The organism is Pseudomonas pichavaramensis (assembly GCF_050473265.1).
Taxonomy (GTDB): domain Bacteria; phylum Pseudomonadota; class Gammaproteobacteria; order Pseudomonadales; family Pseudomonadaceae; genus Aquipseudomonas.
Genome location: NZ_JBJKFJ010000012.1, coordinates 90,504 through 116,974 on the forward strand (window position 1 = coordinate 90,504; position 26,471 = coordinate 116,974).

Annotated in this window: 26 protein-coding genes and 1 pseudogene; 18 read left to right on the forward strand and 9 right to left on the reverse strand. The window is 62.6% G+C overall.

Annotated features, from left to right (window positions below; genetic code table 11):
- Position 1 precedes the first annotated feature (1 nt).
- The 4 genes from proB to rplU form a co-directional block, all read right to left on the reverse strand.
- On the reverse strand, positions 2-1,120 hold the full coding sequence (gene proB, locus ACJRW5_RS19030; protein WP_484572056.1) for a glutamate 5-kinase: 1,119 nt from the start codon (positions 1,118-1,120) through the stop codon (positions 2-4).
- 81 nt (positions 1,121-1,201) lie between these two features.
- Entirely contained in the window at positions 1,202-2,422 is a 1,221-nt protein-coding gene (gene cgtA, locus ACJRW5_RS19035; RefSeq protein WP_484572057.1) for an Obg family GTPase CgtA, read from the reverse strand.
- Positions 2,423-2,562: 140 nt separating this feature from the next.
- A complete protein-coding gene (gene rpmA, locus ACJRW5_RS19040) occupies positions 2,563-2,820 on the reverse strand; it encodes a 50S ribosomal protein L27 (RefSeq protein ID WP_484572058.1) in 258 nt (85 codons plus the stop codon).
- A 36-nt stretch (positions 2,821-2,856) separates the two neighbouring features.
- Positions 2,857-3,168, reverse strand: coding sequence for a 50S ribosomal protein L21 (gene rplU / locus ACJRW5_RS19045; RefSeq protein WP_484572145.1), 312 nt, complete (start codon positions 3,166-3,168; stop codon positions 2,857-2,859).
- Positions 3,169-3,414: 246 nt separating this feature from the next.
- Here rplU and ACJRW5_RS19050 point away from each other — a divergent pair, with 246 nt between their 5' ends.
- The gene (locus ACJRW5_RS19050) at positions 3,415-4,383 is read left to right on the forward strand and encodes a polyprenyl synthetase family protein (RefSeq protein ID WP_484572146.1); all 969 of its coding nucleotides are present in this window, start codon (positions 3,415-3,417) and stop codon (positions 4,381-4,383) included.
- Between the two features lie 131 nt (positions 4,384-4,514).
- On the opposite strand, the gene ACJRW5_RS19055 is transcribed toward ACJRW5_RS19050, so the two are convergent.
- Positions 4,515-5,273 (reverse strand): SDR family oxidoreductase, encoded by a 759-nt coding sequence (locus ACJRW5_RS19055; RefSeq protein WP_484572059.1) that lies wholly within the window; start codon positions 5,271-5,273, stop codon positions 4,515-4,517.
- Positions 5,274-5,381: 108 nt separating this feature from the next.
- Between ACJRW5_RS19055 and ACJRW5_RS19060 the strand changes: the two genes are divergently transcribed.
- From ACJRW5_RS19060 to ACJRW5_RS19085, 6 genes are all read left to right on the forward strand, one after another.
- Positions 5,382-6,110 (forward strand): HugZ family pyridoxamine 5'-phosphate oxidase, encoded by a 729-nt coding sequence (locus ACJRW5_RS19060; RefSeq protein ID WP_484572060.1) that lies wholly within the window; start codon positions 5,382-5,384, stop codon positions 6,108-6,110.
- Positions 6,111-6,181: 71 nt separating this feature from the next.
- Positions 6,182-6,631, forward strand: a complete 450-nt coding sequence (locus ACJRW5_RS19065; protein WP_484572061.1) for an FxsA family protein — start codon at positions 6,182-6,184, stop codon at positions 6,629-6,631.
- A 322-nt stretch (positions 6,632-6,953) separates the two neighbouring features.
- On the forward strand, positions 6,954-7,247 hold the full coding sequence (locus tag ACJRW5_RS19070; RefSeq protein ID WP_484572062.1) for a co-chaperone GroES: 294 nt from the start codon (positions 6,954-6,956) through the stop codon (positions 7,245-7,247).
- 48 nt (positions 7,248-7,295) lie between these two features.
- The gene (gene groL / locus ACJRW5_RS19075) at positions 7,296-8,942 is read left to right on the forward strand and encodes a chaperonin GroEL (protein ID WP_484572063.1); all 1,647 of its coding nucleotides are present in this window, start codon (positions 7,296-7,298) and stop codon (positions 8,940-8,942) included.
- A gap of 218 nt (positions 8,943-9,160) precedes the next feature.
- Positions 9,161-9,865, forward strand: coding sequence for a lipopolysaccharide kinase InaA family protein (locus tag ACJRW5_RS19080; RefSeq protein WP_484572064.1), 705 nt, complete (start codon positions 9,161-9,163; stop codon positions 9,863-9,865).
- 357 nt (positions 9,866-10,222) lie between these two features.
- Positions 10,223-10,459 carry a hypothetical protein gene (locus ACJRW5_RS19085; RefSeq protein ID WP_484572065.1) on the forward strand — a complete coding sequence of 79 codons (237 nt, stop codon included), beginning with the start codon at positions 10,223-10,225 and terminating at the stop codon, positions 10,457-10,459.
- Here ACJRW5_RS19085 and ACJRW5_RS19090 read toward each other — a convergent pair whose 3' ends face one another.
- The gene (locus ACJRW5_RS19090; protein ID WP_484572066.1) at positions 10,460-11,188 is read right to left on the reverse strand and encodes a lysozyme inhibitor LprI family protein; all 729 of its coding nucleotides are present in this window, start codon (positions 11,186-11,188) and stop codon (positions 10,460-10,462) included.
- Positions 11,189-11,444: 256 nt separating this feature from the next.
- Here ACJRW5_RS19090 and ACJRW5_RS19095 point away from each other — a divergent pair, with 256 nt between their 5' ends.
- The 4 genes from ACJRW5_RS19095 to ACJRW5_RS19110 all read left to right on the forward strand — a co-directional run bounded on the left by ACJRW5_RS19095 (position 11,445) and on the right by ACJRW5_RS19110 (position 14,949).
- Positions 11,445-12,167: a carbonic anhydrase gene (locus tag ACJRW5_RS19095; protein WP_484572067.1), complete on the forward strand. Its 723-nt coding sequence runs from the start codon at positions 11,445-11,447 to the stop codon at positions 12,165-12,167.
- Between the two features lie 83 nt (positions 12,168-12,250).
- Positions 12,251-13,762: a SulP family inorganic anion transporter gene (locus ACJRW5_RS19100; RefSeq protein ID WP_484572068.1), complete on the forward strand. Its 1,512-nt coding sequence runs from the start codon at positions 12,251-12,253 to the stop codon at positions 13,760-13,762.
- A gap of 395 nt (positions 13,763-14,157) precedes the next feature.
- The gene (locus tag ACJRW5_RS19105) at positions 14,158-14,361 is read left to right on the forward strand and encodes a hypothetical protein (protein ID WP_484572069.1); all 204 of its coding nucleotides are present in this window, start codon (positions 14,158-14,160) and stop codon (positions 14,359-14,361) included.
- A 192-nt stretch (positions 14,362-14,553) separates the two neighbouring features.
- Positions 14,554-14,949: a phosphatidylethanolamine N-methyltransferase family domain-containing protein gene (locus ACJRW5_RS19110; RefSeq protein WP_484572070.1), complete on the forward strand. Its 396-nt coding sequence runs from the start codon at positions 14,554-14,556 to the stop codon at positions 14,947-14,949.
- Between the two features lie 52 nt (positions 14,950-15,001).
- Here the strand turns inward: ACJRW5_RS19110 and ACJRW5_RS19115 are convergent, their stop codons facing one another.
- Together ACJRW5_RS19115 and aptA are read right to left on the reverse strand one after the other, a co-directional pair.
- Complete coding sequence (locus ACJRW5_RS19115; protein ID WP_484572071.1) at positions 15,002-16,498, reverse strand: CoA-acylating methylmalonate-semialdehyde dehydrogenase; 1,497 nt, start codon at positions 16,496-16,498, stop codon at positions 15,002-15,004.
- Positions 16,499-16,585: 87 nt separating this feature from the next.
- Entirely contained in the window at positions 16,586-17,932 is a 1,347-nt protein-coding gene (gene aptA / locus ACJRW5_RS19120; RefSeq protein WP_484572072.1) for an omega-aminotransferase AptA, read from the reverse strand.
- 164 nt (positions 17,933-18,096) lie between these two features.
- Here aptA and ACJRW5_RS19125 point away from each other — a divergent pair, with 164 nt between their 5' ends.
- Complete coding sequence (locus tag ACJRW5_RS19125; RefSeq protein WP_484572073.1) at positions 18,097-19,014, forward strand: LysR family transcriptional regulator; 918 nt, start codon at positions 18,097-18,099, stop codon at positions 19,012-19,014.
- Positions 19,015-19,026: 12 nt separating this feature from the next.
- Here ACJRW5_RS19125 and ACJRW5_RS19130 read toward each other — a convergent pair whose 3' ends face one another.
- Complete coding sequence (locus ACJRW5_RS19130; RefSeq protein WP_484572074.1) at positions 19,027-19,272, reverse strand: hypothetical protein; 246 nt, start codon at positions 19,270-19,272, stop codon at positions 19,027-19,029.
- 1 nt (position 19,273) lies between these two features.
- Here ACJRW5_RS19130 and ACJRW5_RS19135 point away from each other — a divergent pair, with 1 nt between their 5' ends.
- The 6 genes and pseudogenes from ACJRW5_RS19135 to ACJRW5_RS19160 all read left to right on the forward strand — a co-directional run bounded on the left by ACJRW5_RS19135 (position 19,274) and on the right by ACJRW5_RS19160 (position 26,459).
- On the forward strand, positions 19,274-20,074 hold the full coding sequence (locus tag ACJRW5_RS19135) for an outer membrane protein OmpK (RefSeq protein WP_484572075.1): 801 nt from the start codon (positions 19,274-19,276) through the stop codon (positions 20,072-20,074).
- Between the two features lie 69 nt (positions 20,075-20,143).
- Positions 20,144-21,499, forward strand: a complete 1,356-nt coding sequence (locus tag ACJRW5_RS19140; RefSeq protein WP_484572076.1) for a uracil-xanthine permease family protein — start codon at positions 20,144-20,146, stop codon at positions 21,497-21,499.
- A gap of 893 nt (positions 21,500-22,392) precedes the next feature.
- Positions 22,393-22,815, forward strand: a pseudogene (locus ACJRW5_RS19145) (HAMP domain-containing protein); the annotation flags it as partial.
- Positions 22,816-22,959: 144 nt separating this feature from the next.
- Entirely contained in the window at positions 22,960-23,673 is a 714-nt protein-coding gene (locus tag ACJRW5_RS19150) for a methyl-accepting chemotaxis protein (RefSeq protein ID WP_484572147.1), read from the forward strand.
- Between the two features lie 180 nt (positions 23,674-23,853).
- Complete coding sequence (locus ACJRW5_RS19155; RefSeq protein ID WP_484572077.1) at positions 23,854-24,516, forward strand: TetR/AcrR family transcriptional regulator; 663 nt, start codon at positions 23,854-23,856, stop codon at positions 24,514-24,516.
- A 59-nt stretch (positions 24,517-24,575) separates the two neighbouring features.
- Positions 24,576-26,459 (forward strand): PhoX family protein, encoded by a 1,884-nt coding sequence (locus ACJRW5_RS19160; RefSeq protein ID WP_484572078.1) that lies wholly within the window; start codon positions 24,576-24,578, stop codon positions 26,457-26,459.
- Positions 26,460-26,471: the final 12 nt, after the last annotated feature.

Sequence of the window (26,471 nt, forward strand, 5' to 3'; positions counted from 1 at the left end):
TCTAGACCAGAATCAGGTTATCCCGGTGCACCAACTCGGGCTCATCGACGTAACCCAGCAACTTTTCGATGGCATCGGTGGACTGGCCAATGATCTTCTGCGCTTCCAGCGCACTGTAATTGACCAGACCACGGGCAATCTCCCGCCCGTCAGGCGCCACGCAAACCACCATCTCACCGCGGCGGAAACTACCCTGTACGGCCTTGACCCCCACAGGCAACAGGCTCTTGTGATCCTGTTTGAGCGCCTTGACCGCACCGGCATCGAGCACCAGGGTGCCACGCGTTTGCAGATGCCCAGCCAGCCACTGCTTGCGCGCTGCCAGCAAACCGCGCTCAGGCGCCAGCAAGGTACCCAGTCGCTCGCCGGCGTGCAGACGCGCCAGCACCTGCTCGATGGCGCCGCCAACGATCACCGTATGCGCACCAGAGCGCGCAGCCAGGCGCGACGCACGCAGCTTGGTCTGCATGCCACCACGCCCCAGCGCCCCGCCTACGCCACCGGCCACGGCATCCAGCGCCGGGTCATCGGCACGTGCCTCGGAAATCAGCTCGGCATCGGGGTTGTGCCGCGGGTCGGCGTTGTACATACCGTCGCGGTCGGTGAGGATCACCAACAGGTCGGCTTCCACCAGGTTGGCCACCAACGCGGCCAGCGTGTCGTTGTCACCGAAGCGGATCTCGTCGGTGACCACCGTGTCGTTTTCGTTGATCACCGGCACCACGTCGAGCCCAACCAGCGTGCGCAGGGTGCTGCGGGCGTTGAGGTAGCGCTTGCGGTCGGACAGATCGTCATGGGTCAGCAGAATCTGCGCGGTGCGCCGGTTGTGCTCGGCGAAGCTCGACTCCCAGGCCTGCACCAGGGCCATCTGACCGATAGAGGCAGCGGCCTGCAGTTCATGCATCGCACTCGGTCGCGCGGTCCAGCCCAGGCGACTCATGCCGGCGGCCACCGCGCCGGACGACACCAGTACCAGCTCCACACCCTGCTCACGCAGCGCCACCATCTGCTTGACCCAAACCGCCATGGCCGCACGGTCCAGTCCGCGCCCGTCGGCTGTCAACAACGCACTGCCGATCTTTACCACCCAGCGCTTGGCGCCGGTCACCTTGTCACGCATGATCTTCCTGCCTTAGTCAGACACGGCGGGTTCCAACCCACCTACAAAAACGCCGCAATTAAGCGGCGTTGGAAAATTTGCTTAATCCCGGACGTAAATGATTTCCGGGCCGTCGTCATCTTCATCGTCGAAGAAGTCGTCGTCCTCGTCGATATCCTCGACGCTGCGCACCCCCGACTTGCGCAGTGCACGCTGGTCGTCCAGGGCCTGCAGACGGGCACGCGCCTCATCTTCGATGCGCTGATCCAGCTCGGCCAGCTCCTCGGCGAAAACCGGATCCTCGGCGATGCGCTCACCACGCACCTCCAGGTAATGCATGATGTCGCGACTGATGCGCTCGGTGCCGTCGCGACTGATGGCGGACACCACATAAACCGGGCCCTGCCAGTTGAGACGGGCAACGATATCGGCCTTGCGCGCCTCGCGCTCGTCCTCCGGAATCTGGTCCATCTTGTTCAGCACCAGCCAGCGGTCACGCTCGGCCAGCGCCGGGCTGAAGCGGCCCAGTTCATCGATGATGATCTGCGCGGCCTCGGCCGGATCACTCTCGTCCAGCGGCGCCATGTCCACCAGGTGCAATAGCAGGCGAGTACGCGCCAGGTGCTTGAGGAAGCGAATGCCCAGGCCAGCACCTTCGGAGGCGCCTTCGATAAGCCCCGGAATGTCGGCGACCACGAAGCTCTTGAAGCGGTCGACGCTGACCACGCCCAGGTTCGGCACCAGGGTGGTAAAGGGATAATCGGCAACCTTCGGCTTGGCCGCGGAAACGGCGCGAATGAACGTGCTCTTGCCGGCGTTGGGCAGGCCCAGCAGGCCGACGTCCGCGAGGACCTTCAGCTCCAGCTTGAGATCGCGCGAGTCGCCCGGCTTGCCCGGCGTGGTCTGCCGCGGCGCACGGTTGGTGCTGGACTTGAAGCGCGTATTGCCCAGACCGTGCCAGCCGCCCTGAGCGACCATCAGACGCTGACCGGCCTTGACCAAGTCGCCGATGACTTCCTGGGTGGCCACGTCAATGACTGTGGTACCGACCGGCACCGGCAGTATTAGGTCTTCACCCTTGGCGCCGGTGCAGTCGGTGCTACCACCCTTCTCGCCATTCTGGGCGTGGAATTTGCGCGTGTAGCGGTAATCGATCAGGGTATTGAGGTTCTCGTCGGCCTCGAGGAATACCGAGCCGCCATCACCACCGTCGCCGCCGTTGGGGCCACCCTTCTCGATGAACTTCTCACGGCGGAAGCTCATCATGCCGTTACCGCCGTCACCAGCTTTTACAAAAATCGATACTTCGTCGACGAATTTCATCAGTCTGCCTCCCGCGTCACAGGCGGGCTGGGGGAACGCTTGCCGAATCATCCAGAACTAGCGGATTGGGCAAGCGCACCAAAGATACACAAACAAAAAAGCCCCGTCCTACGGACAGGGCTTTTCCAGCGTGCAGGCGATTAGGCCTGAACAACGCTCACGTAGCGACGGCCGAAAGCGCCCTTCACTTCGAACTTGACCACGCCTTCGACTTTAGCGAAGAGGGTGTGATCTTTGCCGATGCCCACGCCGAAACCGGCATGGAACTGGGTGCCGCGCTGACGCACGATGATGTTGCCGGCCTTGATGACCTGGCCACCGTACATTTTCACGCCAAGGCGTTTACTTTCGGAATCGCGGCCGTTACGGGTAGAACCGCCAGCTTTTTTGTGTGCCATGAGTCAATACTCCTATAAAGGGATCGGGCCGACGAATCAGGCCTGGATACCGGTGATTTTGATCTCAGTGAACCACTGGCGGTGGCCCTGACGCTTCATGTGGTGCTTACGACGGCGGAACTTGATGATGCGCACTTTGTCGTGACGACCTTGCGAAACGACTTCGGCAACCACTTTGGCACCGTCTACGACCGGGGCGCCGATTTTAACGTCGTCGCCATTGCCGACCAGCAGAACGCGATCGAAAGTCACGGCGTCGCCAGTGGCGAGCTCGAGTTTCTCGATCTTGAGGAATTCGCCTTCGGTGACTTTGTATTGCTTGCCACCAGTAACAATTACTGCGTACATGGTAAATCTCCGTTGATCCTGCTCACCCAGCGCTTTAGAAAAGTCGTTATTGGCTGGCATGGCTGCTCGGGGCCGGAATTGACACCCTTGCAATTGCGTAAGGCAGGGAAATACCCAGGGGGAAGTTCAGGGTGCGCGATTGTACGCAAGCACCGAACGCTGCGCAAGGCCCGCTAGTGCTTGCCTTGACAGCCCCTACCCTGCCACCTAGCATGCCGCGCAGTTTAGAAGGAGCGCCCTTTGTCGATGCAACCCCAGGCTTTCTACCGCGTGGTGGCGGACGATTTCACCGCCGTCGACGGCATCATCCGCCAACAGGTGGTCTCTCGCGTTCCGCTGGTGGAAAAGATCGGTGACTATATCATCTCCGCCGGCGGCAAACGTCTACGCCCGCTGCTGGTTTTGCTGAGCGGTCGTGCGCTGGGCTATCAGGCCGATGACCTGCGCCTGCTCGCTGCCACCATCGAGTTCCTGCACACTGCAACCTTGCTGCATGACGACGTGGTCGACATGTCCGACATGCGCCGTGGCCGCAGCACCGCCAACGCTCAGTGGGGCAACGCACCAAGCGTGCTGGTGGGCGACTTCCTTTATTCCCGCTCCTTCGAAATGATGGTCGAGCTCGGCTCCATGCCGGTGATGAAGATCCTCTCCAACGCCACGCGCGTGATCGCCGAGGGCGAAGTGCTGCAGCTGTCCAAGGTACGCGACGCCAGCACCACGGAAGAGACTTATATGGAAGTCATTCGCGGCAAGACCGCGATGCTTTTCGAAGCCTCCACCCACGCCGCCGCCGCCCTGGCCAACGCCAGCGAGGCGCAGCGCGAAGCCCTGCGTACGTTCGGTGACCACCTGGGTATCGCCTTCCAACTGGTCGATGACCTGCTCGACTACAAGGGCGACGCCGCCAGCCTGGGCAAGAACGTCGGTGACGACCTGGCCGAGGGCAAGCCGACCCTGCCGCTGATCTACACCATGCGTGAAGGCACCGAGGAACAGGCTGCCCTGGTGCGCCGCGCAATTCAGAAAGGCGGCATCGAAGACCTGGAAAGCATCCGCGCCGCCGTGGAAGCCGCCGGCGCCCTGGACTACACCGCCCAGCTCGCGCGTGACTACGCCGAACGCGCCATCGCCTGCCTGGAAGTGCTGCCGGCGGGCGAGCACCGCGATGCACTGGTCGAGTTGAGCCGCTTCGCCGTAGCGCGCACTCATTGAAGCAGCGGTGCGCACGGCGCACCCTACAGTCCAAGCCAGAACACCGCCCGTAGGGTGCGCTGTGCCCACCAGCTGACAGAAACAAAAACGCCCCGAACCAGTCGGGGCGTTTTTTGTTTTAGGGGTGCGGTTTACAGGCGCAGGCCGCCGTCCAGTTCCAGGATACGACCGGTGTAGTAGTCGTTCTCCAGGATGTAGGCCACCGAATGGGCGATCTCAGCCGGTTTGCCCATGCGCTTGAGCGGGATGCCCGCGGTCATCTTCTCCAGCGCTTCCGGCTTCATGCTGCCGGTCATCTCGGTTTCGATGAAGCCCGGTGCTACGCCAGCGACACGAATGCCGTAGCGTGCCAGCTCCTTGGCCCAGACCACGGTATCGGCTGCCACACCAGCCTTGGCGGCGGAGTAGTTGGCCTGCCCAATGTTGCCGGCACGGGAGATCGAGGAGATGTTGACGATCGCCCCCTCGTTCTTCAGCTCGATCATCTTCGCCGCCACTTCGCGGGTGCAGAGGAACACGCCGGTCAAGTTGACATCGATCACCGCCTGCCACTGCGCCAGGCTCATCTTGGTCATTTCGCCGTCCTTCACCCGGATGGTCAGACCATCGCGCAGGATGCCGGCATTGTTGACCAAGCCATTGATCGCGCCGAAGTCGTCAGCGACCTGGGCGACCATATGGGTAACCTGATCTTCATCGGCGACGTTGCACAGGTAGGCACGCGCATCGCCACCAGCGGCCTTGCAGGCAGCCACGGCTTCGTCGAGTTTTTCCTGGTTCAGATCCACAAGCGCCAGCTTGGCACCCTTGGCCGCCAGGTACTCACCCATGGCGCGGCCCAGTCCCTGACAACCGCCAGTGACGATGATGACTTTGTCTTTCAGTTGCATCGCTTTATCCCCTCAAGGTGCAGCATTTACAGACCCCGCTGATGCCCGTGAAGCGCTATGCTAGGGCGTCTGTCCGTTTATGACGGATTCTTTGCGAGGAGTCATAAGGTGAGCGTGAAAGCCGGCAAGCATGCACGAGAATTGCTGCTCAAGGAATACCGTGGCGTGCTCAGCACCCACTCCAAGGCCATGCCGGGCTTCCCTTTCGGATCGGTCGTGCCCTACTGCCTGGACGCCGAGGGCCGGCCACTGATCCTGATCAGCCGTATCGCCCAGCACACCCATAACCTCGGGCAGGACGCCAAGTGCTCGCTACTGGTCGGCGAACGTGGCGCAGAGGATGTGCAAGCGGTCGGTCGCCTCACTTTGCTCGCCGAAGCACGACAGTTGCATGACGAAGACGAAATAGAGGCAGCCGCCCAACGTTATTACCGCTTTTTCCCCCAGTCGCGCGACTACCATCGGGCGCATGATTTCGATTTCTGGCGGCTGGAGCCGGTACGCTGGCGCTTTATCGGCGGTTTTGGTGCCATCCACTGGCTCGACCAGGTGACCCTGGCCAATCCCTTCACGACGGACGGCAGCGAAACGAGCATGGTCGAACACATGAACGCAGACCACGCCAGCGCCATTGCCCACTATGTCGAACTGGCTGCGCTACCACAGCATGAACCAGCGCAAATGGCCGGTGTCGACAGCGAAGGCTTCCACCTGCGCATCGGCCAGAGCCTGCACTGGCTGCCCTTCCCGACACCCTGCAACAACCCCGGACAGGTGCGCGCAGCCCTGGTGGCGCTGGCCCGCGCCGACCAATGGCCTGAAGTCGACAGCGCTTAAGCTTGAATTCAGGGCAAGACCCCATACTTACTTCCTACTGGAAGCTCGCTTCCGCCAAGGATTCTCCGACCATGCGTGCGTTTCTGTTTCTGTTTCTGCTGTTCCCGATCATCGAGCTGGCCGTACTGATCAAGGTCGGCGGCGCCATCGGCGTGCTGCCGACGGTGATGCTGGTGATCGGCACCGCCATTCTCGGCAGCGTCCTGCTGCGCGTGGCAGGTGTTGCCACCGCCTGGCGCGCCCGGGAAAAGCTCTCGCGCGGCGAACTGCCCGAGCAGGAGATGCTCGAAGGCTTGCTGATCGCGGTCGGTGGCGGCCTGCTGCTGCTGCCCGGCTTCATCAGCGACATCTTCGGCGTACTCTGCCTGATCCCCTTCACCCGTCGCCTGCTGGTCGGCAAGATCCGCCGTCGCGCCGAGGAACAAGCGCTGCGCCAACGCGCTTTCTTCGATGACCAGGCGGCCCGCTCTGGACAAACCCGTCCAAACGTTCTCGAGGGCGAGTACGAGCGCCGCGACTGATCCATACAGCATCTGCAGGGCCGGCTTGCCGGCGATCAGCCAGGGAGATCGCCGGCAAGCCGGCCCCTGCGCACGAGCGTCAGACTCCGCTGCTTGCCGCCAGCACCCTTCCACCTCTGCAGCGTAAAAATTTTCACCTGCCCCCTTGAAATGCCTTTGCCCGCCCACATGTATGCAGTCACCGCAAGGTGCCTGCCCTACGAGGCAGTCCGACTTTCGCGGTACGCATAGCGTGCCGCACCCGGCCCCGCCGGATTTTACAAACCCGCCGACCACGCAAGAGTCGGCAAGTTGGCCATTCAATTGTTAGGAGAGATCGACAATGAAGCTTCGTCCTCTGCATGACCGCGTCGTGATCCGTCGCAGCGAAGAAGAGACCAAAACCGCAGGCGGCATCGTGCTGCCGGGCTCGGCCGCCGAGAAGCCGAACCAAGGTGAAGTCGTTGCCGTCGGTACCGGCAAGGTTCTGGATAACGGCGAAGTCCGTGCCCTGGCCGTCAAGGTCGGTGACAAGGTGGTATTCGGCCCTTACTCCGGCAGCAACACCGTCAAAGTCGACGGCGAAGACCTGCTGGTAATGGGCGAGAACGAAATCCTCGCTGTCATCGAAGCCTGATTCCGACGAATCTCCGTTTAACCTTCAAGAATTTGAGGACTGATCAACATGGCTGCTAAAGAAGTCAAGTTTGGCGATTCCGCCCGCAAGAAAATGCTCGTAGGCGTCAACGTACTGGCCGACGCCGTCAAAGCCACCCTCGGCCCGAAAGGTCGTAACGTGGTTCTGGCCAAATCCTTCGGCGCCCCGACCATCACCAAAGACGGTGTTTCGGTTGCCAAGGAAATCGAACTGAAAGACGCCTTCGAAAACATGGGCGCCCAGTTGGTCAAGGACGTTGCTTCCAAGGCCAACGACGCTGCCGGTGACGGCACCACCACCGCTACCGTTCTGGCTCAAGCCATCGTCAACGAAGGCCTGAAGTCCGTCGCTGCCGGCATGAACCCGATGGACCTGAAGCGCGGCATCGACAAGGCCACCACAGCCATCGTTGCTCAGCTGAAAGATCTGGCCAAGCCGTGCGCCGACTCCAAGGCTATTGCTCAGGTTGGCACCATCTCCGCCAACTCCGACAGCTCTATCGGTGACATCATCGCCGAAGCCATGGACAAGGTCGGCAAAGAAGGCGTCATCACCGTTGAAGAAGGCTCGGGCCTGGAAAACGAACTGTCCGTCGTAGAAGGCATGCAGTTCGACCGTGGCTACCTGTCCCCCTACTTCATCAACAAGCCGGACACCATGGTTGCCGAGCTGGAAAGCCCGCTGCTGCTGCTGGTCGACAAGAAGATCAGCAACATCCGCGAACTGCTGCCGGTTCTCGAAGCCGTTGCCAAAGCTGGCCGTCCGCTGCTGATCGTTGCTGAAGACGTCGAAGGCGAAGCCCTGGCCACTCTGGTGGTCAACAACATGCGTGGCATCGTCAAAGTTGCAGCCGTCAAGGCTCCGGGCTTCGGCGACCGCCGCAAGGCCATGCTGCAGGACATCGCCATCCTGACCGGCGGCACCGTGATCTCCGAAGAAGTTGGCCTGTCCCTGGAAAGCACCACTCTGGAGCACCTGGGTAACGCCAAGCGCGTCGTCCTGAACAAGGACAACACCACCATCATCGACGGTGCTGGTGCTCAGGTCGACATCGAAGCCCGCGTTGCGCAGATCCGCAAGCAGGTCGAAGAAACCTCTTCCGACTACGACAAAGAGAAGCTGCAAGAGCGTCTGGCCAAGCTGGCTGGCGGTGTTGCCGTGATCAAGGTTGGCGCTGCCACCGAAGTCGAGATGAAAGAGAAGAAAGCCCGCGTCGAAGACGCCCTGCACGCTACCCGTGCTGCTGTTGAAGAAGGCGTGGTACCTGGCGGCGGCGTGGCCCTGGTTCGTGCTCTGCAGGCCATCGACGGCCTGAAAGGCGACAACGAAGACCAGAACGTCGGTATCGCTCTGCTGCGTCGCGCTGTTGAAGCGCCGCTGCGTCAGATCGTTTCCAACGCCGGTGGCGAGCCGAGCGTCGTGGTCGACAAGGTCAAGCAGGGTTCGGGCAACTTCGGCTTCAACGCCGCTACCGATACCTACGGCGACATGATCGAGATGGGTATTCTCGACCCGGCCAAAGTAACCCGTTCGGCTCTGCAGGCTGCAGCTTCCATCGGTGGTCTGATGATCACCACCGAAGCCATGGTCGCCGAATCGGCTGACGACAAGGCCCCGGCCATGCCTGACATGGGTGGCATGGGCGGTATGGGTGGCATGGGCGGCATGATGTAAGCCAACCGGCCCCTCGCTGTACCAAGAACCCCGCGCCAGTCGCGGGGTTTTTTATTGCCTGAAGAAAGCCACCCCGTCGTTCTGAGACGAAAATGCGACATCGAGTCATTTATCGTGGACCTGGGAACGCTGTTTGCTTATGTTTCGTTACAACCCTGAACGACGCAGTAACCGTTCATGAGGCGGAAGCTGTGCAAACCCAATAGAAGAAGAACAACATGGCCTTATGCACTACGAGCAACATTCCTCAACAAGCATTCCAAGACTGGTGGCAGCAACAAGGCGATTGGGTCGAAGAACCCAACGTTCGACGCGGCGGAGAAAGCGGCGTACAACGCCTGCTCGATCAGAGCGGCGTGCTCTACGCCAAGAAGCAGGTCGGCCACATCTACCGTAGCCTGCTGTATCCACAGGGGCGCCCCACCGTACTGCGCGAGCGCAGAGCCCTGCAGGCACTTCCCGCCCTGGGAGTGCTGGTGCCGAAGATGATCTACTGCGGTATCGACTACGATGCCCAGCAGGGCTGGCGTGGCCTGCTGGTAACCGAAGAGCTCGAAGGCTTCGAGAACATCGAAGTCTGGTACGAGAATGGAGGCCGCGAAGCTTGCGGCGAGGCCGTGCACGCCCAATTGCTGCAACTTGTTGGTGCAACCCTGGCGCGCATGCACCTGGGACGCTGGCAGCACGGCTGCCTGTATGCCAAGCATGTGTTCGTACGCATCGACGGTGACACGCCACAGGTTGCCTTGCTGGACCTGGAAAAAAGCCGCCGCCGCCTGACACGTGTGCAGGCCGCCCAGCACGACCTGCCGCAGCTACGCCGCCACAGCCCCTGGTCCGATGCAGATTGGCAGCAGGTACTTTGCGGCTATCGCGAGATATTCGCAGAGGGCGCACGAGGTCTCGGCACACCTCTTGCCTGAATTTTGACCGCCGGCCCGGGCCGGCGGTCTTGCTTTGGCCACAACCCGCTTCATCTGCAAACTCCCCCACCAGGATGTGGCTCTACCGCGCACCTTTTGCGCCAGGTAGCGACGGGCGTCGTCAGGACGCCAACTGCCAGGGCTGGCTGTTACAGGTGTCCAGTACGGGCACCAAAGGTTACGTCCAAGCGTTACCCAACACAGTGTTGAACCATTCATGGCGACGCATGTCTGAGCTCAGCCCTGAAGGGTGCCAGCCATGCGTAATGACCGCTCGTCGCACAGATAGGCGATACAGCAGTGGGTGATCTAGGTTTAGCGAACAGCGTTTGGCAGCGCTTTCAAGGGGTTAGCAAAATGAAATTAGAAATAGCACGAGGTTTGTTCCTCGGCCTCGCCCTCAGCGTAACGGCACTCGCCGCCGCTGCCTGGCAGGAACCCGGCCCGCGCGTGCTCGACGCGCACGACTGCCGCAGTGAGCAGGTATGCCCCAGCGCCCCGTTGCGCAAGCAGGTGCAGCTCGCCGTCAAGCCGGACGCCAACCTGCTGGTATTGATGTTCGGCCTCAGTGGCGCAATGAAAGGCGAGCACTGATCAGCTCTGATCACCGCGCACTACCGCCAACTGGCGAGCGCGGTCGAGTGTCATGCGCACCAGGCAGTCATAGCTGAACTCACCGAATACCGAGTACGGCCGTGCATCGCCATAAGGCTTGCACTCGGCATCGCGCATCGCCAGCCACTGCCGCTGCGCCTGACGCAGGCCCTGCCCGGCCTCATCCGATAGCTGGCGCAAACGCTCGCGATAAGTCGTATTGAGCAAGGCATCGGCCTCGCCCAGCACCAGCGCCGTCATCCCACCCTGCAGCACAACGTTCTGCGGCAGCGCCTGCGGCATCTCTGCGTTCCAGTTATAGAAACCATTGGTCTCCACCCGCAGACGCGCGGTGGGGCGGCTATAAAAGTCGCCGTGATGCGGCTGTAACCCAGTGCGGTAAACCAGTTCCAGATAAATTGGGTCGCTGGCCCGCGCAGGCTTGGCCAACAAAGTCTGGCGCAGCAACGTAACCGGACCATTGCCTTCATCCAGGGTCAACTCCAGGCAACTGTCTGCCGCCAGTTGCTCGGCCGGGGAGGAGGCCAACGGACAATCGTTGACGATGGATTCCTGATCGCTGCCAAAGGCTTCGTCGAGCACCCGCACCAGCAGACGCACCTCAGGCGCCTGGGTGAAATCGGCCTGCACGATGGTCGCGGTGAGCGTGGCTTCGGCCAACGCAGTCAACGGCAACAGACACAACACGAACGACGCAGCAGCACGCATGGATGACCTTCCTTGGTAGAGAACTCGAAGCCGTCATCATCCGGGTCGGGCCAGTTGCTGACAAGCCAGCATCGCGCAAGACGAGCAGGCGTTCTCGCAAGTCTGGAGTACAGGCTGATAGTGGCGTTTTAGAGCAGCGCGTTCAGTTTTGTTTAAGTAAGAATCCTTATCGTCGAGCCTGAAAGTGACCAGCCGCTCACTGGCGTTTGGCCAGCAGTCGAGAACGTCGTTCACGGCACTATCAGGAGAAAGCACGATGAGCTCAACCGCTACCCGCACAGGAAAAACCATCCGATCCACCGAGTCGCAAGCTGCGCTCAACACCCTCGTTCGCGGCTTCCAGCGTTTTCGCCAGGGGGTCTACCCGCAACAGCAGGCACTGTTCCGTCGCCTGGCCACAGCGCAGGCACCGAGCGCCATGTTCATCACCTGCGCCGACTCACGCATCGTCCCCGAGCTGATCACCCAGAGTGATCCCGGCACGCTGTTCGTGACCCGCAATGTCGGTAACGTGGTGCCGCCCTACGGCCAGATGAACGGTGGCGTCTCTACCGCCATCGAATACGCCGTGCTCGCCCTCGGCGTGCAGCACATCATCGTCTGCGGCCACTCCGACTGTGGCGCGATGAAAGCCGTGCTCAACCCGCCCAGCCTCGACGGAATGCCCACGGTGCGTGCCTGGCTGCGCCACGCCGAAGTCGCGCGCAGCGTGGTCGCCAACAACTGCAGTTGCGGCAGCGCCCACGAGACCCTCGGCGTGCTGACCGAGGAAAACGTGGTGGCCCAGCTCGATCACCTGCGCACCCACCCTTCCGTCGCCGCACGTCTGGCCAGCGGCCAACTGTGCATCCATGGCTGGGTCTACGACATCGACGCCGGCACCATCCGCGCCTACGACGCCGTCAGCGGCAGCTTCCAGCCGCTGGATGGCGACGAAACGCCCTCGGCCACCCCCGCACCGCGCTACGCCAGCGCCTGACCCACACGCACTCGCCTCCCGCCTCAACGATGACGCGGGCACGGCCAGCATTTGCCTGCACCTTAGGTAAGGAGAACCTCAGCATGAATGTATTTCGCACGCTGCCACGGGACGCGCTGGCGTCCGTGGTGGTCTTTCTCGTCGCCCTGCCGCTGTGCATGGGCATCGCCATCGCCTCCGGCATGCCGCCGGCCAAGGGCCTGATTACCGGCATCATCGGCGGTCTGGTGGTCGGTTTTATCGCTGGAGCGCCACTGCAGGTCAGCGGCCCGGCGGCCGGCCTCGCCGTACTGGTGTTCGAGCTGGTCCGCAGCCACGGCATGGCGGCGCTCGGCCCGGTACTGTTGCTCGCCGGCCTTATCCAGCTGGTCGCCGGCTCCCTGCGTCTGGGCGGCTGGTTCCGCGTGACCGCACCCGCCGTGGTCTACGGCATGCTCGCCGGCATCGGCATCCTTATCGTGCTATCGCAGGTGCACGTGATGATCGACGCCTCGCCCAAGGCCTCCGGCCTGGACAACCTGCTGGCCTTCCCCGGCGCCGTCGGCGAAGCCCTGAGCATGCTCGGTGGCAACGCGATGATCGCCGGTACACTGGGACTCGGCACCATCGCCTGCATGTGGCTGTGGGAACGTTACCGCCCAGCGCCACTGCGCTTTCTGCCCGGCGCCCTGGTTGGCGTGACACTCGCGACCCTCACCAGTTTGTGGCTGACACTGCCGGTCAAACGCGTGGAGCTGCCGGCCAACCTCGGCGATGCCATCGACTGGATCACCCCGCAAGCGTTGACCAGCCTGGCAGACCCGCAGTTGCTGGTCGCCGCCCTGGCCATGGCCTTTATCGCCAGCGCCGAGACCCTGCTCTCCGCCGCCGCGGTGGACCGCATGCACGACGGCCCGCGCGCCCGCTTCAACCGCGAACTCTCCGCCCAGGGCATCGGCAACATGCTCTGCGGCGCGGTCGGTGCGCTGCCGATGACCGGCGTGATCGTGCGTAGCTCGGCCAACGTGCAAGCCGGCGCCCGTGGCCGAGCCTCGACCATCCTCCACGGCGCCTGGCTGCTGGCTCTGGTCGCCCTGCTGCCCAGCGTGCTGCAAAGCATCCCGGTGGCCAGCCTCGGTGCGGTACTGGTGTACACCGGCTGCAAACTGGTCGACCCCAAGGCCATGCGCAACCTCGGCCAGTACGGCCGCCTACCGGTGATCATCTACATCGCCACGGCGCTGTGCATCGTCTTTACCGACCTGCTGACCGGCGTGCTGGTGGGCTTCGCCCTGACCCTGCTGAAGCTGATCTGGAACGCCTCGCAGCTGCGCATCAAGCTGGTGCCCACCGGCCCGGACAGCGCCGAACTGCGCATGAGCGGCTCGGCCACCTTCCTGCGCGTGCCGCAACTGGCCAAGCGCCTGGCCGAAGTCGAGCCCGGCACTCGCCTGCACCTGAGCCTGGCGCGGGTCAGCTACATCGACCACGCCTGTATGGAACTGCTGGAAGACTGGGACCGCTCCGCCCGCGCCCAGGGCGGTGGCCTGGAAATCGTCGAAGGTGCGGCGTTGAAACGCCGGGTGGAGGGCGGGCAGCGCACGGCACTGGCCTGAACGCAGCCTGGCTCACTCACGCAGGGCGCGTGGGTGAGTCAGGTTGATCAGACGGAGGAAAAGCTTCGCCCTCCTCGCGTCGATCATTCAACTCTGCCCAGCCGTAGCCCGGATGAAATCCGGGGCCATTGCCAGCACTTCCCCGGATTGCATCCGGGCTACCACTTAAGCAGCCCCCTCCCCTGCCCCGTCCGCTTACGCCACGCAAGCGGGAGGGGAACTGCTCGCGATCCGTCAGTAACCTCAGTCGTACTCCGAGACCTTCGCGGCTAAAGCCGCTCCTACGGGAATCCTCGACGGGGCGGTTGGCATGGGTTTGCGGCGATTGGCACATACAAAATGGCCGAAATGCGCCAAGCTATTGCCATTCCATCTGCTCGTCCGAGGACTCGATCATGCGCCTGACCCTTTGCTACTCCTTCGCTTTGCTGCTCGGCCTCAGCGGTTGTGGTGCAGGAGAGACGGCGGCGACGGCCACCTTGCAGGCAGAGCAGGCCAAACAGGCGCAGCAGCAGATGGAGCAGCTCAAGCAGCAGATCGACCAGGCCAACGCACTGAACAATCAGCGCCTTGAACAGGCCATCGATCAGGCGCAGTGAACAGGGATGTCTGGGGCAATGGCTGCGAGCTGCCAGCCAGCTACGCGCTGAAACCAGAAGGCCGGTCTTGTGACCGGCATTCGCGTTTCAGCTGTGCGGTAGTCAATGGAGTGGCAACTCAACACTTTCCTGATGAGCAGAACCCTTTATAGTACGCGGCCATTTCTGCAGCACGACAAGGATGTACTCCGGATGTTCTCCCGCAAATCAGCCGCCATGCTCGTAGCCGCGCTTATCGTCAGCGGCTGCTCCACTGCTACCTGGGTCAAGCTTCCCGAAGACAGCACGCTCATCGTCAACGAGCGCCCGGCCCGCTATAACCAGGGTCTGGTCAAGACGCGCCCGTTCTCCTGGGGCGCTGCCGGCGGTGTGCCGTACCGACTGGAAGACAAGCAATCCCATGTTCTGCAAGACGGACGTCTGAGAACACGCTTCCGCGTTGCCTCGATCTTCTGGCCCCCGGTAGGTATTGCCTACTGGCCGATGGGCTTCGGCCAGCGCTGCTACGACCTGACCGGTCCGCAGCCACAGACCTGCACCTATCAGGATCTGGTCGACCTGCGCCGTAACCATCGCCTGTCGCGTTGATGCAAAAAAGGCCGGTCTCATGACCGGCCTTTCGTTTACCGCTTGAGCTCACTCAACCATTGCTGGGGAAGGCGAACTGCGCGGCCTCGTGGCTCTTGCGCGCCGGCCAGCGTTGGGTGATGGCCTTCTTGCGCGTATAGAAGCGCACGCCGTCCGGGCCATAGGCGTGCAGGTCGCCGAACAACGAGCGCTTCCAGCCGCCGAAGCTGTGGTAGCTCACCGGTACCGGCAGCGGCACGTTGACGCCAACCATGCCCACTTCGATCTCGTCGCAGAACAGACGCGCGGCTTCACCGTCACGGGTGAAGATGCAGGTGCCGTTGCCGTACTCGTGATCGTTGATCAGTTGCATGGCGTCTTCCAGGCTGCCGACGCGGACGATGCACAGCACCGGGCCGAAGATTTCGTCGGTGTAGATGCTCATGTCCTTGCTGACGTTGTCGAACAGCGTGCCGCCAACGAAGTAACCATTTTCGTTACCCGCAACCACCAGATCACGACCATCGACCACCAGCTTGGCGCCCTGCTCGACACCGGCATCGATGTAACCCTTGACCTTGTCGCGCGCAGCGGCGGTAACCAGCGGGCCCATGTCCAGGCCGCAGGACGTGCCGGCCCCGATCTTCAGTGCCTGGATCTGCGGGACGATCTTCTCCACCAGCGCATCGGCGATCTGGTCGCCCACGCACACGGCCACGGAGATGGCCATGCAACGCTCGCCGCAGGAGCCGTAGGCGGCGCCCATCAGCGCGCTGACGGCGTTGTCCAGGTCGGCATCAGGCATCAGCACCGCGTGGTTCTTGGCGCCGCCGAGGGCCTGTACGCGTTTGCCGCGCTTGGTGCCTTCGCTGTAGATGTATTCGGCGATCGGCGTCGAGCCGACGAAGCTCAGCGCCTTGACCTCTGGCGCTTCGATCAGCGCGTCAACCGCGTCCTTGTCGCCGTTGACCACGTTCAGCACGCCCTTGGGCAGACCCGCCTGGTTCAGCAGTTCGGCGATGAACAGGGTGGAGCTCGGGTCGCGCTCGGACGGCTTGAGGATGAAGCAGTTACCGCAGACGATGGCCAGCGGGTACATCCACAGCGGCACCATGGCCGGGAAGTTGAACGGGGTAATGCCGGCAACCACGCCGATCGGCTGCAGATCGGTCCAGGCGTCGATATTCGGGCCGACGTTGCGGCTGTATTCGCCCTTGAGGATTTCAGGAGCGGCGCAGGCGAACTCGACGTTCTCGATGCCGCGCTTGAGTTCGCCGACGGCGTCCTCGAGGGTCTTGCCGTGTTCGGCGCTGATCAGCGCGGCGATCTCGTTCTCGTTCTGCTCCAGCAGTTGCTTGAAGCGGAACATGATCTGCGCACGCTTGGCCGGCGGCGTGTTGCGCCAGGCCGGGAAGGCCGCCTTGGCCGCGTCGATGGCCAGTTGCATGGTGGCGCGGTCGGCCAGGCCGACGGCTGCGGTGGAATCACCGGTGGACGGGTTGAACACCGGGGCGCTGCGACCGTTGCCAGCAACGCGTTCGCCGTTGATCAGGTGGGGGATATGGCTCATGGGGTTCTCCATCAAGAAATCGGGTACTGGGGAGAGGCGCCCTCTCCCCCGGCCCCTCGCCCGCAAGCGGGAGAGGGGAGCAAGGCATCAGTCAAGCGTGTTCAGCACGTCACCGACGGCGTTGAACACGCGGTCGAGATCTTCGATCTTGGCATTGAAGGTTGGGCCAAACTGCAGGGTATCGCCACCGAAGCGGACATAGAAACCGGCCTTCCACAACGCCATGCCAGCCTCGAATGGGCGGATTACCGCGTCGCCATCGCGCGGAGCGATCTGCAGGGCGCCGGCCAGGCCGCAGTTGCGGATATCGACGATGTGCTTGGCACCCTTCAGGCCATGCAGGGCCGCTTCGAACTTCGGCGCCAGCTCGGCAGCCTGCTGGATCAGGTTCTCGCGCTTGAGCAGCTCCAGCGTGGCCAGGCCGGCGGCGCAAGCCACCGGGTGCGCCGAGTAGGTGTAGCCGTGGGTGAACTCGATCATGTGCTCCGGCGAGGGCTGCTGCATGAAGGTGTTGTAGATCTCGCTGGAAGCGATCACTGCACCCAGCGGCACCGCACCGTTGGTGATCTGCTTGGCGACGTTCATCAGGTCCGGCGTTACACCGAAGTACTCCGCGCCACTCCACTTGCCCATACGGCCGAAGCCAGTGATCACCTCATCGAAGATCAACAGGATGTTGTGCTGGGTGCAGATCTCGCGCAGACGCTGCAGGTAGCCAACAGGCGGCACGATGGCGCCGGCCGAGCCGGACATCGGCTCGACGATTACTGCGGCGATGTTGGAGGCATCGTGCAGTTCGATCAGCTTGAGCAGCTCGTTGGCCAGCTCCACGCCACCGGTTTCGGCCATGCCTTTGGTGAAGGTCATGCCCGGCTGCAAGGTGTGCGGCAGGTGGTCGGCGTCCATCAGTTGGCCGTACATCTTGCGGTTGCCGCCGATGCCGCCCAGCGAGGTGCCGGCAATATTGACGCCGTGGTAGCCACGGGCGCGGCCGATGAAACGAGTCTTGCTCGCCTGCCCTTTCAGACGCCAGTAAGCCTTGGCCATCTTCACCGCGGTGTCGGCACACTCGGAGCCCGAGCCGGTGAAGAACACGTGATTGAGCTCGCCCGGCATCAGGTCGGCGACCTGCTCAGCCAGCTTGAACGACAGTGGGTGGCCGTACTGGAAACCCGGGGAGTAGTCGAGGGTGCCGAGCTGCTTGGCCACGGCCTCCTGGATTTCCTTGCGCGAGTGACCAGCACCGCAGGTCCACAGGCCGGACAGGCTGTCGTAGATCTTGCGCCCCTGGTCATCGACCAGCCAACTGCCCTCGGCACCGACGATCAGGCGCGGGTCACGCTGGAAATTGCGGTTGGCGGAGAACGGCATCCAGTGCGCATCCAGCTTGAGCTGGCTGGCCATGGACGGGGTTTCGGTCTGCGGCATGTTCATCGGAGGAGCCTCACTTGGGCAGGCAATCGGATGTAGGAGCCCGCTTGCGGGCGATGATCGCCGGCAAGCCGGCTCCTACAGGGTAGTTGTCAGCAAAGGTGCCACGGGCATAGAGTCAGTAAAACAAAACTCTTCGCAACTTCAGTTCAGGAACCACTAAACATATGAGCAGCCGTCGTCCCGATCCGCTGGCGCAGGTCAGCGACTTTGAAATTCGCCTACTCAAATTGTTTCGCAGCGTGGTGGAATGCGGCGGTTTCTCCGCGGCGGAGAGCGCATTGGGGATTGGCCGCTCAGCCATCAGCCAGCAGATGAGCGACCTCGAACAACGCCTCGGCCTGCGCCTGTGCCAACGCGGCCGTGCAGGTTTCGCCCTGACCGAGGAAGGTCGCGAGGTGTACCAGAGCACCCTACAACTGTTGGCCGCCCTGGAGAGCTTTCGCACCGAGGTCAACGGCCTGCATCGCCATCTGCGCGGCGAACTGAACATCGGCCTCACCGACAATCTGGTCACCATCCCACATATGCGCATCACCAACGCCCTGGCGCAGCTCAAGGTGCAAGGACCGGACGTGCGCATCAACATCCGCATGACACCGCCCTCGGAAGTCGAACAAGGCGTGCTCGATGGCCGCCTGCACATCGGTGTGGTGCCGCAGGTAACGGCCCTCTCCGGCCTGGAGTACCAGCCGCTGTACGACGAACGCTCGCTGCTTTATTGCGCTGTGGGTCATCCGCTGTTCTATGTCGATGATCAGTTGCTGGAAGACGCGCGCCTCAATACCCAGGAAGCCATCGCCCCGACATTCCGCGTGCAGCCCGAAGTGCAGAGCCACTATCAGGCGCTCAACTGCACGGCCAGCGCCTCGGACCGCGAAGGCATGGCCTTTCTCATCCTTACCGGGCGCTATATCGGCTACCTGCCCGACCACTATGCCCAGGCCTGGGTGCAGCAGGGCCGCCTGCGTGCGCTCAAGGCCGACAGCCGCTACTACGACACCAACCTGGCAGCGGTAACGCGCAAGGGCCGCCGCGCCCACCTGGTGCTGGAGAGCTTTCTCGAAGCACTTGCCAGCAGTTGAGCCGCTTCGCTTTCACTCACTACCGAAGCTCCACTTGAGTGCAATACGCCCCATTGCAGGGCGCGGATTCGCTCGGCCGCAGAACCAGAAACTGAATACCAAGTCAGGAATATTCGTATGCACTTGATGGAACAACAGTTTCAGCAACGTTGCACACAACCCTTCGACAAGCTGATCAGTTGGACAGCTTTTTGCAATACGGCGATCACCTGACCACTTGGACAGGAAAAAAGAAAAATGATGATCTTCAGGAGCCAAGATGAACGCCAGTCGCAAAATGATGCTCGCCGCCTGCGGCCTGCTGCTGACCAGCCAGGCATACGCCGATAGCCCGCTGTTGTGGCAGAACAACAGCCTTACCTACCTGTATGGCAAGAACTTCAAGGTAGAGCCCGCCATCCAGCAGACCATCACCTTTGAGCATGCCAGCGGCTGGAGTTGGGGCGACATGTTCCTGTTCGTCGACCAGAAGTTCTTCAATGGCGAGGAAAACGGCGTTGGTGACACCCGCACCTTCTATGGCGAGTTCAGCCCGCGCCTGTCGTTCGGCAAACTGCTGGGCAAGGACCTGTCGTTCGGCCCGGTCAAAGACGTGCTGCTGGCCGCCACCTACGAGTTCGGCGAGGACGAGACCGAAGCCTATCTGCTCGGCCCCGGCTTCGATCTGGACATTCCAGGCTTCAACTTCTTCAAGCTCAACTTCTACTACCGTCAACCCGATGGTGACCGCGTGGACCGCGACGGTGACGGCAAGCCGGACGGCAGCGGCGTCTGGCAGGTGACCCCGACCTGGTCCTACACCCTGCCGGTGGGCAAATCGGACGTACTGATCGACGGTTACATCGACTGGGTGGTGGACAACGACGCCAGCTACCACAGCAACTACCACATCAACCCGCAGATCAAGTACGACCTGGGCAAGGCGATGGACTGGGGCGACAAGCAGGTCTACGTCGGCGTGGAATACAGCTACTGGAAGGACAAGTTCGGCATCCAGGACAGCTCGTCGTTCACCACCACGCAGAACACCGCCAGCCTGCTGCTGAAGGTTCACTTCTGACTGGCGCTGCCGATCCGCCATTGCGGGTCGGTTCTTGCAGCCTGATCCCGACTTCTCACGAGAACGCTCATGACCACTGAATCGCCCTCCTCGTCCGACCTGATCTACGGTCTGGACGACCGCCCCGCACCGCTGCCGGCGTTCTTCGCCGCACTGCAGCATGTACTGGCCTGCTTCGTCGGCATCGTCACGCCGACGCTGATCATCGGCGGCGTGCTCGGCCTGCACGAGCAACTGCCCTATCTGATCAGCATGGGCCTGATGGTCTCCGGCGTCGGCACCCTGATCCAGGCGCGCCGGCCATTCGGCATCGGCGCCGGAATGATCTGCGTGCAGGGCACCAGCTTCGCCTTCCTCAGCGCCGTGCTGGCCGCCGGCCTGATGGTCAAGGCACGCGGCGGCAGCCCGGACGAAATCCTGGCGATGATTTTCGGTGTGTGCTTCTTCGGTGCCTTCATCGAGATGGTGCTGAGCCGCTTCATCGGTCGCCTGCAACGCATCGTTACGCCGCTGGTCACTGGCATCGTCATCACCATCATCGGCATCAGCCTGATCAAGGTCGGTATCACCGATGTCGGCGGCGGCGTGAAGGCGGAAAACTTCGGTGCGCCGATCAATCTGGCGCTCGGCGCCCTGGTGCTGCTGACCATCATCGTTCTCAACCGCCTGAGCAATCCCTGGCTGCGCCTTTCGGCGATCATCATCGGCCTGCTGCTCGGCTCGCTGGTGGCCTGGTTCACCGGCGTGCTGGTGCCCAAGCCGCTGCCAGACTTGCCGCTGATCAGCCTGCCAATGCCATTTCGCTACGGCTTCGACTTCGACTGGATGGCCTTCGTCCCGGTAGCGCTGATCTACCTGATCACCGCCATCGAAACCACCGGCGACCTGACCGCCAACTGCATGATCTCGCGCCAGCCGATCAAAGGCCCGCAGTACCTGCAACGGATCAAGGGCGGCGTCTTCGGCGATGGCATCAGCTCGCTGATCGCCGCCGTGTTCAACACCTTCCCCAACACCACCTTCAGCCAGAACAACGGGGTCATTCAACTCTCCGGCGTCGCCAGTCGTCATGTCGGCTACTACATCGGCGCACTGCTGGTCGTGCTTGGCCTGTTCCCCATACTCGGCGCCATCCTCCAGCAGATTCCCAAGCCGGTACTGGGCGGCGCCACCCTGGTGATGTTCGGCACCGTCGCAGCAGCCGGTATCCGCATTCTCGCGCAAGCCCCGCTTGACCGTCGCAGCCTGCTGATCATGGCCACCAGCTTCGGTATTGGCCTGGGCGTGTCCAGCCAACCGGAACTGCTGAGCCAGATGCCCAAACTGGTGCAGAACGTATTCGGTTCAGCCATCACCAGCGGCGGGCTGACGGCAATCCTGCTGAACCTTCTGCTACCACTGGAGCGGCAGAGCGCAGAGGACTGAAAGACCTGGCTGACCGGTCAGCAGACATCTTGCCGAAAGAAGGCGGCGTCAAGCCTCCACCGCCATTTAGATGACGGCCCGATTCTTGCTGGCAATTAGCCAGATAGCAGCGCATGAGCCGACTACCCTGGTTGGCTCATGCGGATGTCGCCACGCTTCCACCTCAAGGGGTCATGATGTTTTTCTTCAAACCGGTTCTGGCGTTGATGAACCGCGCCCGCTACGCCCACAAATTCCTGCTGATCTTCGCTGTATTCATGCTGCCCTACTGCTGGCTTTCGGTAAGCAAGCTGCTGGACGTGAACACCACGCTGGAGCAATCCCGCCATGAGCTGCAGGGTTTGCTGACCCTGGAGCACTACCTGCCGCTGTACCGCCAGGCGCTTGATCAAGCCGGTATGCACGTGATCGGCTACGCACGTAACAGGGATGACGCCAAGCAGGAAATCGAGCGTCGCAGCCAGTTGCTGATCAGTGCCAGCAGCGAACTCAACACCTGGCTGGATGGCGGTCTGTTCGCCGAAATGAAAGTCGCCGAGAGCGACCCCGGCTACGACGTGGACAAGAAAGTGACGGTACAAGGGCTGAGCTCGCAGATGATCGAGCATGTCAGCCCGGTGCATACGCTAAGCGCCAATATGCGGGAAATCGCCGCGCTGTCGAAGCTCAGCCAGGACAGCAATCCGCGCATCTACCGCAACGTCGACCTGCTGCTCAATCAGCTGCTGCCGCTTTACGAAGCGCTTAACCAGACACGCACTTACGCCGGCTACATGACCGCTTACGGCTTTCTCGAATCCTCGTCACGCGCAGCCATCACCAACCAACTCGGTACCTTGCAGCGTTACGCCGGAGGTATCGAGGGCAAGGGCAATGCCGAGGCGCAGCAACTGATGAGCACTGCAGCCCGCGATGCCGCCGAGCTGTACAAGCGCGAGATCGTCGACACCTACACCCAGAGCGGTTACTTCGACCAGAACGCGGTGAGTCAGTGGCTGCAACGCTACGACTCCTACGCGCCCTATGCCGCGACGCTGGACCAGGCGGCAGAGCTATTACTGGAAGAAACCGCGACACTGCTGCAGGCACGTGCCGATGCCAATCTCAATGCCCTGATCCTCTGGGCGGGCGCGCTGTCCCTGGCAGTGGCAGTGCTGGTCTATCTGTTCGTCGGTTTCTACCTCTCGGTTCACGGCGCCATCGCCAAGCTGACCAGTGCAACGCGGCGCATGGCCGAGGGCGATCTGCGTACCCGCGTCGAGACCGCCGCCCGTGACGAACTGGGCGATCTGGCCCAGGACTTCAACGACATGCAGGCGCGCATGAGTCAGTTGATCGCGCAGGTCTCGCAGTTCTCCGAAACCACGCTGGGCAAGGCGCAGAACGTCAGCGACAGCGCCTCCACCAGCCAACGCAGCGTCGAGCGCCAGGCCGGCGAACTGGAGCTGATCGCCACCTCGATGAGCGAGCTGGTGAGCAACGTCCAGGAGGTCAGCCAGAACTCCCATGTCACCGCAGAGAAAGCCAACACTGCCGGCGACAAGTGCCGCGAGGGCCGCGTGCAGGTGGATCACGCCGTATCACGCATCAACCAGCTGTTCAGCGAAATGGACGACTCCATCGACGCCATCACCGCCGTCGAGAAGGAAAGCGGCGAAATCGCCAAGGCCGTCGACCTGATCAAGAGCGTGGCCGAACAGACCAATCTGCTGGCACTCAACGCCGCCATCGAAGCGGCCCGCGCCGGCGAGCAAGGCCGTGGCTTCGCGGTAGTGGCTGACGAAGTGCGCAGCCTGGCCATTCGCTCCCACGAGCTGACTGGCGAAATCGACCAGACCATCGAGCGCCTGCGCCAGCAGGTCGGCAGTGCGGTGAAGATCATTCGTGGCAGCCATCAGAGTGCCGCGCAGAGCGTCGAGCAGGTGACCCTGACGGCGAACATCTTCGAGGCTATCACCGACAGCATGGATCAGATCATCGATCACAACGTGCAGATCGCCTCGGCTGCCGAGCAGCAGGCCGCCGTGGTTCAAGGCGTCGAACAGAACACCCTGGAGATCAAGACGCTCAGCGAGAGCAATGCGCAGGAGGCCCAGAGTACCGTGCAGGTCAGCAGTGAGCTGACCGGGATGACGCGCGATTTGCACGGGCTGATCGCCAACTTCAAGGTGTGAAACACGGTCGAGGCTCCAGTCCAAACTCGCGCCAGCATGGTGCGCAATGCACCCTCACTGTGCAGGAATGCGTGCAGCAGGGAACTGGAGCCATTTTTTCTGACCACGGAGCTTGTCACCCAGCCGGCGCTGGGGTATCAGTGCAGTCGCTCCGCCCCCTGATCGAGTTCGGAATTGCCCATGACCTTCGAAGTCCCCGCCCATAGCAGCAACGGCAAGCCCGCCGGGCGCATCCGCCAGCAGAACGAAGAAGCCATCATCAAAGCCGCCGAGGAAGAGTTCGCCCGCCATGGCTTCAAGGGCACCAGCATGAATACCATCGCGCAGAATGTCGGCCTGCCCAAGGCCAACCTGCACTATTACTTCAACAACAAGCTGGGCCTGTATCTGGCCGTACTGAGCAACATCCTCGAGTTGTGGGACAGCACCTTCAACAACCTGACCGTCGACGATGACCCGGCCGAGGCACTGGACAACTACATCCGCGCCAAGATGGAGTTCTCCCGCCGCCATCCGAAAGCCTCGCGCATCTTCGCCATGGAAGTGATCAGCGGCGGCGACTGCCTGTCGCAGTACTTCAACCAGAACTACCTGGAGTGGTTCCGTGGGCGCGCGGCGGTGTTCGAAGCCTGGATCGCCGCCGGCAAGATGGACCCGGTCGACCCGATCCATCTGATCTTCCTGCTGTGGAGCAGCACCCAGCACTACGCCGACTTCGCCTCGCAGATCTGCCGGGTCAAGGAGTGCAGCCGCCTGACCAAACAGGACTTCGAGGAGGCGTCCGAGCAGTTGGTGCAGATCATCCTCAAGGGCTGCGGCCTGCGCCCAGCCACGTCACGGTAACCTCATCGTCATAAACCCGTTCTAGTCTGCCGGCCACCAACGTACGAGAGTGGCCGCACATGCACGACAACGAACTGACTGACCTGCAGCGCCTGGTAATGAGCCGTCGCCGCTTCATCGGCACTGGCGCCCTGGCTGGCGCCGCCCTGTTTCTCGCCGGCAGCCCACTGGGCCGCAGCGCTTTGGCTGCCAGCATCTCCGGTACCGGGCCGACGCTTGGCTTCGCCAACCTGGCTGCCAGCACTGCCGACACCATCACTCTGCCGAAAGGCTATCGCTTCGACCCGCTGATCAGTTGGGGCCAGCCGCTGCATGACGACTCCACCGCCTACCGCGGCGACGGCAGCCACAGCGCCGCCGAGCAGCTCGGCCAGTTCGGAGAGAACAACGACGGCATGAGCCTGTTCCCCTGGCCCGGCGACGACAGCCGTGCACTGATGGCGATCAACAACGAATACTGCAACTACCAGTACCTGCTGCAGCACGGCAAACCGCCGCAGTCGCTGGAAGACGTGCGCAAGGCGCAGGCCGCCGTTGGCGTCACCATCATCGAAGTGCGCCGCAATGCCGAAGGCAACTGGCAGTTCGTCCAGGGCTCGCCGTACAACCGCCGCATCCACGCCAACCTGCCGATGGAGTTCGGCGGCCCGGCGCGCGGCCACGAGCTGCTGAAAACCGCCGCAGACCCGGCCGGCATCGCCCCGCATGGCACCTTCCAGAACTGCGCCAACGGCATGACCCCGTGGGGCACTTACCTGACCTGCGAGGAAAACTTCACCGATTGCTTCGGCAGCAGCGATGCCAACCTCAAGCTGAGCGCGGCGCAGAAGCGCTATAGCGTCAAGCACGAAGGTGCCAGCGACAATCGCTGGCATCTGTATGACGAGCGCTTCGACATCAGCCGCCACCCCAACGAAGTGAACCGCCACGGCTGGGTCACCGAGATCGATCCGTTCGACCCGCAGTCCAAACCGATCAAGCGCACGGCACTGGGCCGCTTCAAACACGAGAACGCCGCCATCACCATCAGCCGCAACGGTCACGTGGTGGTGTACATGGGCGACGACGAACGCGGCGAATTCATCTACAAGTTCGTCAGCCGTGACCGCTTCAAGGCCAATGACCCGGCCGCCAACCGCCACCTGCTGGATAACGGCGACCTCTACGTCGCCCGTCTCGGCGGCCAGCAAGGCGAGCAGCGCGGCACCGGTCAGTGGCTCAAACTGGCATACGGGCATAACGGCCTGAACGCCGAGAACGGCTTCAGCGACCACGGCGACGTACTGATCCGCGCCCGCGCCGCCGGCAGCCATGTCGGTGCCACGCGCATGGACCGCCCGGAGTGGATCGCCGTCAGCCCGAAGGACGGCCAGGTCTACTGCACCCTGACCAACAACGTCCAGCGCGGCACCGAAGGCCAACCGGTGGACGCCGCCAACCCGCGCGCCAACAACGTCTACGGGCAGATCCTGCGCTGGCGTGAGGTCGGTGACGATGCCGCCGCCGAGCGTTTCGAATGGGACCTGTTCGTGGTCGCCGGCAACCCGGTGGCGCATGCCGGCACCGCCAACGCTGGTTCGGCCAACGTCAACGCCGACAACATGTTTAACAGCCCCGACGGCCTGGCCTTCGACAAGGACGGCCGGCTGTGGATCCAGACCGACGGCAACTACAGCGACAGCGGCGACTTCGCCGGCATGGGCAATAACCAGATGCTCTGCGCCGACCCCGTCAGCGGTGAAATCCGTCGCTTCCTGGTCGGTCCGCGAGGTTGCGAGATCACCGGCGTGGCCTTCGCCCCGGACCAGCGCGCCATGTTCGTCGGCGTGCAGCACCCCGGCGAAGACGGCAAGTCGAGCTTCCCCGAGCATCGCGACGGCATGCGCCCGCGCTCCACTGTGGTGGTGATCCGCCGTGAAGACGGTGGCGTGATCGGCGCCTGACAGCCAACAGCC

Coding starts and splice junctions, on each gene's coding strand:
- proB (WP_484572056.1), bottom strand. CDS start 1,120: ATGCGTGACAAGGTGACCGGCGCCAAGCGCTGGGTGGTAAAGATCGGC.
- cgtA (WP_484572057.1), bottom strand. CDS start 2,422: ATGAAATTCGTCGACGAAGTATCGATTTTTGTAAAAGCTGGTGACGGC.
- rpmA (WP_484572058.1), bottom strand. CDS start 2,820: ATGGCACACAAAAAAGCTGGCGGTTCTACCCGTAACGGCCGCGATTCC.
- rplU (WP_484572145.1), bottom strand. CDS start 3,168: ATGTACGCAGTAATTGTTACTGGTGGCAAGCAATACAAAGTCACCGAA.
- ACJRW5_RS19050 (WP_484572146.1), top strand. CDS start 3,415: ATGCAACCCCAGGCTTTCTACCGCGTGGTGGCGGACGATTTCACCGCC.
- ACJRW5_RS19055 (WP_484572059.1), bottom strand. CDS start 5,273: ATGCAACTGAAAGACAAAGTCATCATCGTCACTGGCGGTTGTCAGGGA.
- ACJRW5_RS19065 (WP_484572061.1), top strand. CDS start 6,182: ATGCGTGCGTTTCTGTTTCTGTTTCTGCTGTTCCCGATCATCGAGCTG.
- ACJRW5_RS19070 (WP_484572062.1), top strand. CDS start 6,954: ATGAAGCTTCGTCCTCTGCATGACCGCGTCGTGATCCGTCGCAGCGAA.
- groL (WP_484572063.1), top strand. CDS start 7,296: ATGGCTGCTAAAGAAGTCAAGTTTGGCGATTCCGCCCGCAAGAAAATG.
- ACJRW5_RS19080 (WP_484572064.1), top strand. CDS start 9,161: ATGGCCTTATGCACTACGAGCAACATTCCTCAACAAGCATTCCAAGAC.
- ACJRW5_RS19085 (WP_484572065.1), top strand. CDS start 10,223: ATGAAATTAGAAATAGCACGAGGTTTGTTCCTCGGCCTCGCCCTCAGC.
- ACJRW5_RS19090 (WP_484572066.1), bottom strand. CDS start 11,188: ATGCGTGCTGCTGCGTCGTTCGTGTTGTGTCTGTTGCCGTTGACTGCG.
- ACJRW5_RS19095 (WP_484572067.1), top strand. CDS start 11,445: ATGAGCTCAACCGCTACCCGCACAGGAAAAACCATCCGATCCACCGAG.
- ACJRW5_RS19100 (WP_484572068.1), top strand. CDS start 12,251: ATGAATGTATTTCGCACGCTGCCACGGGACGCGCTGGCGTCCGTGGTG.
- ACJRW5_RS19105 (WP_484572069.1), top strand. CDS start 14,158: ATGCGCCTGACCCTTTGCTACTCCTTCGCTTTGCTGCTCGGCCTCAGC.
- ACJRW5_RS19110 (WP_484572070.1), top strand. CDS start 14,554: ATGTTCTCCCGCAAATCAGCCGCCATGCTCGTAGCCGCGCTTATCGTC.
- ACJRW5_RS19115 (WP_484572071.1), bottom strand. CDS start 16,498: ATGAGCCATATCCCCCACCTGATCAACGGCGAACGCGTTGCTGGCAAC.
- aptA (WP_484572072.1), bottom strand. CDS start 17,932: ATGAACATGCCGCAGACCGAAACCCCGTCCATGGCCAGCCAGCTCAAG.
- ACJRW5_RS19125 (WP_484572073.1), top strand. CDS start 18,097: ATGAGCAGCCGTCGTCCCGATCCGCTGGCGCAGGTCAGCGACTTTGAA.
- ACJRW5_RS19135 (WP_484572075.1), top strand. CDS start 19,274: ATGAACGCCAGTCGCAAAATGATGCTCGCCGCCTGCGGCCTGCTGCTG.
- ACJRW5_RS19140 (WP_484572076.1), top strand. CDS start 20,144: ATGACCACTGAATCGCCCTCCTCGTCCGACCTGATCTACGGTCTGGAC.
- ACJRW5_RS19150 (WP_484572147.1), top strand. CDS start 22,960: ATGAGCGAGCTGGTGAGCAACGTCCAGGAGGTCAGCCAGAACTCCCAT.
- ACJRW5_RS19155 (WP_484572077.1), top strand. CDS start 23,854: ATGACCTTCGAAGTCCCCGCCCATAGCAGCAACGGCAAGCCCGCCGGG.
- ACJRW5_RS19160 (WP_484572078.1), top strand. CDS start 24,576: ATGCACGACAACGAACTGACTGACCTGCAGCGCCTGGTAATGAGCCGT.